Genomic DNA, 2094 nt, shown 5'->3' with positions numbered 1-2094 from the left:
TCCAAGCGCGGGAACAACCGAGACCGCCAGCTAAGGTCCCGAAGTCTGGGCTAAGTGGGAAAGGATGTGGCGTTGCTGAGACAGCCAGGAGGTTGGCTTAGAAGCAGCCATCCTTTAAAGAGTGCGTAATAGCTCACTGGTCGAGTGACGCTGCGCCGAAAATGATCGGGGCTTAAGCCCAGCGCCGAAGCTGCGGGTCTGAGGGGTGATCCCTCAGGCGGTAGGGGAGCGTTCCCGATGCCGATGAAGGTCGTCCGCGAGGGCGGCTGGAGGTAAGGGAAGTGCGAATGCCGGCATGAGTAACGATAAACAGGGTGAGAATCCCTGTCGCCGTAAGCCCAAGGGTTCCTACGCAATGGTCGTCAGCGTAGGGTTAGGCGGGGCCTAAGGTGAGGCCGAGAGGCGTAGCCGAAGGGCAGCCGGTTAATATTCCGGCCCTTCCCATGGGTGCGATGGGGGGACGCTCTAGGCTAGGGGGACCGGAGCCATGGACGAGCCCGGCCAGAAGCGCAGGGTGGGAGGCAGGCAAATCCGCCTCCCGTGTGCTCTGCGTGGTGGGGAAGCCCGTGAGGGTGACAACCCTCCGAAGCCAGGGAGCCGAGAAAAGCCTCTAAGCACAACCCATGGGAACCCGTACCGGAAACCGACACAGGTGGGCGGGTGCGAGAGCACTCAGGCGCGCGGGATAACCCTCGCCAAGGAACTTTGCAAGTTAGCCCCGTAACTTCGGGAGAAGGGGTGCTCGCCTTTGGGCGAGCCGCAGTGAACAGGCTCTGGCGACTGTTTACCAAAAACACAGCTCTCTGCGAACTCGTAAGAGGAGGTATAGGGAGCGACGCTTGCCCGGTGCCGGAAGGTCAAGGGGAGGGGTGCAAGCCCTGAACCGAAGCCCCGGTGAACGGCGGCCGTAACTATAACGGTCCTAAGGTAGCGAAATTCCTTGTCGGGTAAGTTCCGACCTGCACGAAAAGCGTAACGACCGGAGCGCTGTCTCGGCGAGGGACCCGGTGAAATTGAACTGGCCGTGAAGATGCGGCCTACCCGTGGCAGGACGAAAAGACCCCGTGGAGCTTTACTGCAGCCTGGTGTTGGCTCTTGGTCGCGTCTGCGTAGGATAGGTGGGAGCCTGTGAAGCCGCCCTTTCGGGGGCGGTGGAGGCGCCGGTGAAATACCACCCTGATGCGGCTGGGGGCCTAACCCAAGGGATTGGGGACAGCGCTTGGCGGGCAGTTTGACTGGGGCGGTCGCCTCCTAAAGGGTAACGGAGGCGCCCAAAGGTTCCCTCAGGCGGGACGGAAATCCGCCGGAGAGCGCAAGGGTAGAAGGGAGCCTGACTGTGAGGCCTGCAAGCCGAGCAGGGGCGAAAGCCGGGCCTAGTGAACCGGTGGTCCCGTGTGGAAGGGCCATCGATCAACGGATAAAAGTTACCCCGGGGATAACAGGCTGATCTCCCCCGAGCGTCCACAGCGGCGGGGAGGTTTGGCACCTCGATGTCGGCTCGTCGCATCCTGGGGCTGAAGAAGGTCCCAAGGGTTGGGCTGTTCGCCCATTAAAGCGGCACGCGAGCTGGGTTCAGAACGTCGTGAGACAGTTCGGTCTCTATCCGCCACGGGCGCAGGAGGCTTGAGGGGGGCTCTTCCTAGTACGAGAGGACCGGAAGGGACGCACCTCTGGTTTCCCAGCTGTCCCTCCAGGGGCATAAGCTGGGTAGCCATGTGCGGGAGGGATAACCGCTGAAAGCATCTAAGCGGGAAACCCGCCCCAAGATGAGGCCTCCCACGGTGTGAAGCCGGTAAGGACCCGGGAAGACTACCCGGTGGATGGGCCGGAGGTGTAAGCGCCGTGAGGCGTTGAGCTGACCGGTCCCAATCGTCCGAGGTCTTGACCCTTTTTGCCCTGATGACCACCCCAGCCTGGATCCCCTGCCGCCCGAAGGCGGCGTGGGATTTTGAAAAGCAAAACACGAGAATCCCCCGTGCCCATAGCGGCGTGGAACCACCCGTTCCCATTCCGAACACGGAAGTGAAACGCGCCAGCGCCGATGGTACTGGGACCGCAGGGTCCTGGGAGAGTAGGTCGGTGCGGGGGATTTTT

2 rRNA genes are annotated in these 2094 nt (G+C 62.2%); both read left to right on the top strand.

The window, feature by feature from the left end:
* A 23S ribosomal RNA gene (locus tag AC27GT_RS01115) occupies positions 1-1889 on the top strand; the annotation flags it as partial.
* An 82-nt stretch (positions 1890-1971) separates the two neighbouring features.
* Positions 1972-2088, top strand: a 5S ribosomal RNA gene (gene rrf, locus AC27GT_RS01110).
* The last annotated feature ends 6 nt before the right edge of the window (positions 2089-2094 follow it).

This window comes from Thermus sp. KWY1, assembly GCF_057547025.1.
The sequence above is the reverse complement of the archived record's forward strand: the minus strand, read 5'-3'. Positions and strand labels throughout refer to the sequence as shown.